The sequence below is a fragment of the Lysobacter xanthus genome, from assembly GCF_047159895.1.
The window spans coordinates 1-3411 of record NZ_BAAGAB020000120.1; the positions used below are offsets into that span (position 1 = coordinate 1).

Annotated in this window: 3 protein-coding genes; all 3 read right to left on the reverse strand. The window is 62.2% G+C overall.

Annotated features, from left to right (window positions below; genetic code table 11):
- Positions 1-397: 397 nt before the first annotated feature.
- Positions 398-718: a hypothetical protein gene (locus ACY35P_RS15140; protein ID WP_462116667.1), complete on the reverse strand. Its 321-nt coding sequence runs from the start codon at positions 716-718 to the stop codon at positions 398-400.
- A gap of 64 nt (positions 719-782) precedes the next feature.
- On the reverse strand, positions 783-1298 hold the full coding sequence (locus tag ACY35P_RS15145) for a hypothetical protein (RefSeq protein ID WP_462116668.1): 516 nt from the start codon (positions 1296-1298) through the stop codon (positions 783-785).
- A gap of 1028 nt (positions 1299-2326) precedes the next feature.
- Positions 2327-2905 (reverse strand): DUF1697 domain-containing protein, encoded by a 579-nt coding sequence (locus tag ACY35P_RS15150; protein ID WP_462116669.1) that lies wholly within the window; start codon positions 2903-2905, stop codon positions 2327-2329.
- Positions 2906-3411: the final 506 nt, after the last annotated feature.

Below are 3411 nucleotides of genomic sequence, written 5' to 3' on the forward strand. Positions count from 1 at the left end.
CCAGCAACTTTTCCATGAGCGCTAACACCTGAGTTAAGCCGCGCCGCGAAGCGGCGTCGGCTTGGACGAATTGTTAGGCAGCAGTGTATCCGGAGGCTGCGACTGGCGCGCTGCGCCGGACGCTACTTCCACAACCGGCGCTGCTCCTCGCGGAACGCTTGGGCTGCGGCTGCCCCACCGCGGGCGTACGCCTGCCGCTCGAGTTTGTTGCAAGTCTTGCAGTAGGAGCGGTCCTCCCGATTCCCATAGCTGAACTCACTACGCCGCTGGCTCTTCCCGCAGATCGAACAGGGCTTCTGAGCGCTAGAGACCGACATGGGCAACCTCCATTACGCGATTAAAGGCCTAACACCTGAGTTAAGCCGCGCCGCGAAGCGGCGTCGGCTTGGACGAATTGTTAGGCCGCAGCGTGTTGCTTGCCGAGCCGCTGAGAGAACGCGATGAGCAAAATACCGGCGATAAGCGGGCCCGTGCCGATCACGCCGCCAAGCCCGCACAGGTTGCTCGCCCCAGCCGGAGAGCACAGCGCCCATGCACCTAGGAGAGCGCCAGCCAGATAGCCTGCGAACCCGACAGCCAGCGACACCGCTGCGAGGCGGACTGCCGACTTAGGATGGCCCCCGCGGGCCAAAGCAACGATGCGGTAAACCGCGAGAATGCAACCGACGAGCGCCAGCATGGGGCCTGCGAGGATCACGAGTGTCATGACAATTTCCATGCGGCCTAACACCTGAGTTAAGCCGCGCCGCGAAGCGGCGTCGGCTTGGACGAATTGTTAGCCCTCAGCTGATCCACAGCATTTCCTCGTGGACGACGCGCCAAGCCGCACCTTGGCGAGCCAGCAGGTAAAGCGTACCTGTACCGCAGAGACCGTCGCAGTGGTGCGCTAGATAGATAAGGGCCTGGTCGCGGCTTGGGGAAAGAACCGGTTGGGAGATCTCTGCATAACCGGCGGTCCCGGGATGAGCCCTGTAGAAGTCTTCCCACCAGCCGGTTCTAAACAGTCGTTGGATTTCGCCGGATGGTATGACCTCTGTGTTGCCTATGCCCGACAGGTGTAGCTGGTTCCGCATGCGGTTGGCAACGACAAGTTCTTGGCGAAGCTTCAGCGGTGCAACTGTGCTCAGCTCGGGATCGCTAAAGCGCTCGGCAATCTCGGATGAACAGAGGTGCGCAGGGTCTTGAGCGAAGCAGACCGACTGATCAGACAGCAGCAGGGTGCGCCTCCGTTCCGGACGAGCTTCCTGGCCTGGTTCGGGCGGCGGCGGAGGTAGGCCTACCAACTGCGCGTGTTCCACCAGAGCTCCGAGTATTTCCCGCGTCTCGGCAGGCGTTGCTACGACTGGGTTAGGACGTTCTGCTTCCGCGCGACGCGATGCTTTAAACCAGTGAGCCGCCGGTACCGCGAGCACGGCAGCGGCTCCCAGCGATGCAAGTAATACCGACGAGATGGCTATTCGCGACCAGCGCATGGATTCCGACCCTGAGGGCTAACACCTGAGTTAAGCCGCGCCGCGAAGCGGCGTCGGCTTGGACGAATTGTTAGGGCGCTGGCGAACGTGTGCGACCAGGGACAGCAGAGCGATACCTCCAAGAAACCCGGCAATTGCGAAAAAAACCATAGCAAGCTCAAGACCGCGACCCGATATGCGAGCAGTGCGAATGGGGTCGCTTGGCAGATAGACCACCGGCACGGACTGCCCTACGTGAATCGGCCTTTCGTCATGGCCTGTTCGAGACAAGAAGTACGCTGGCCTATCAGTGCCAGGGTAGAAGCGAACGTATGGGAACTGACTACAACTTTTGAAAGCAAGCCCGCCACGGCCACGGCTGCTGCGGCAATCCGATTGAATGCGCTCAATGGTGCCTGTGGTCGCTCTTATGCCACGTTCTTCGAGCTCTTGAGCGCGGTTGGCAAGTGCACCGCCGCCTGCAAATGCCGTCGCGATCAAGAGGATGAGTGTCGCTTTTGTTGGCCAACCCCTCATCGATTCGCTCCACCAGCGCCCTAACACCTGAGTTAAGCCGCGCCGCGAAGCGGCGTCGGCTTGGACGAATTGTTAGAGCCCACACGACCTTGCCGGGCGTGCCCTAACTTCCAGGAGCGAAGAATGCCACGGGTGGCTGGCGCGAGCGCCGGTGGGCGCCTCCAGAGACGCCTGCCGCAGCGGCTAAGCGCGAGCGCAACTGCAGGGCATGGCGCCGGGTGTAGGAGTGGTGACCCCGGCGAAGAGGGTGAGCTGCAGTCGGGAGCACGAGAACGCCTCAGCCGCGAAAAACCACTACGGCGTTCTTCCCTAACCGGTGGTGGGCGCTAACACCTGAGTTAAGCCGCGCCGCGAAGCGGCGTCGGCTTGAACGAATTGTTAGGCGGCAAGCTAGACAGTGCGGCCGCGATCTTCAAGCAGGTGGCCAGGTTGCGCGTGGTGACCCCACGCCCGAGCTTGCCCAAGATGGCCGAGCCGGCCTTGCTAGCGGTTATGCCAGCCGGGCATACCAAATAGGCGGCGTGCGGACCGACGTGAAACTGCTCGCCCTGGGCCAGCAACGGCTCAAGAGCGGAAAGCTCCGACAGGGGCTCGGGCCCGGCGGCAAACGCCAGCAGTAGTTTGGACGGATCGGGCGCGCCCTTGATGGGGTTGCCTTTCAACGCGGCGGAGAATTCTGTGGCCGCCTTGACCACGACAGGCACCGAGACCGCCAGTTGCTGCGCCAGAGCGACGCTGATCCTTGCCGCCAGTTGGGCGGGCTCGCCTACAGCGCAGAACACGGCATTGCCGCTGTTGAGCAAGGTGGCCACATCTGTACAGCCAAGCTCAATAAGGATGCGCCGCAGCTCGGCCATGGGCACACGATTGCCGCGGCCGACGTTGATTCCTCTGAGGAGAGCTACGAAGCCTTCCATGCCGCCTAACACCTGAGTTAAGCCGCGCCGCGAAGCGGCGTCGGCTTGGACGAATTGTTAGGCGCCAAGCTAGTCATTCCAGCGTACGCCGCCTTGTACCTTACTCTCGGCCTGGCGCATCGCTTCCTCAATGCTCGCGCAGCCAGACGAGTCTACCGACGTGGGGCCGGGCGGCTGCAGAGCATGTTGGAACCGAACGTAGTAGAGCACGCCGTCTGGGCCCATCGGTTGCGGTGGCTCCGGGTCTTGCACCCCATCCGCCTTGTCTAGTTCGTAGTGCCAGTCGCAGTCCATGGCGACGATATCTACGGGCGTTTCGGCTACGCCGCCGTATAGCCACGTACCTGTCTTCACGATTGCCATTTTGCTGCCCATGGCGCCTAACACCTGAGTTAAGCCGCGCCGCGAAGCGGCGTCGGCTTGGACGACTTGTTAGAGGGCACCGACACGGCTATGCCAGCTGTGCGTTTCTGTAAGGCTGCCATGGTATTCGCGCTCTTCCGTGG